Annotated in this window: 1 protein-coding gene and 1 pseudogene; one reads left to right on the forward strand and one right to left on the reverse strand. The window is 45.7% G+C overall.

The genetic code is table 11. The features are described 5' to 3' along the window. Nucleotides 1–288: desulfoferrodoxin family protein (locus tag D1841_RS18225; RefSeq protein WP_166554387.1), on the forward strand; the 288-nt coding region annotated here is incomplete at its 5' end. A gap of 63 nt (nt 289–351) precedes the next feature. Here D1841_RS18225 and D1841_RS18855 read toward each other — a convergent pair. Continuing rightward, nucleotides 352–593, reverse strand: a pseudogene (locus D1841_RS18855) (hypothetical protein); the annotation flags it as partial.

The following is a 593-nucleotide window of genomic DNA, read 5'->3' on the forward strand; positions in this document are numbered from 1 at the left end:
ATGCAGCTGATGAATCCAAACACTACAGACGCAGCGCAGGAAAAACATGTGCCCGTTGTTACTATCGACGGAAATAAAGTTACTGTCTGTGTCAGCAGCACCGAACATCCGATGATGGAAGAGCATCACATCGCCTTCATCATCTTGGAGACAAATCAGGGCGTACAGAGAAAATATCTGGATAAAACCGGAAAACCCACTGCGCAGTTTGTTCTCTGTGAAGGCGAAAAAGCAATCGCAGCCTATGAATACTGTAATCTCCACGGATTTTGGAAAGCGGAAATCTAAAGAAAATATGCAAAAAGTCGGACCAGCAAACCTAATTGCCTGTCCGGCTTTTTCTATGTTGCTTCAGCACTCTTCCTGCCCCGACGCGTAAGTTTCTCCATCCGCCATCTGTCTGCGGCTATACTGCAACATATACAGTTGGTAATATCTCCCCTGCTTTGCAAGCAGCTGTTGATGGTTGCCCTCTTCTGCAATTTCGCCATGAGAAAGCAAAATGATGTGATCCGCATGCTGTATCGTAGAAAGACGATGTGCTACAATGAGCATGGTGCCAATATTTCGCATCCTCTCTAGAGAATCCTGAA

It is taken from the genome of Neglectibacter sp. X4 (genome assembly GCF_009917365.1).
GTDB lineage: Bacteria > Bacillota > Clostridia > Oscillospirales > Acutalibacteraceae > Acutalibacter.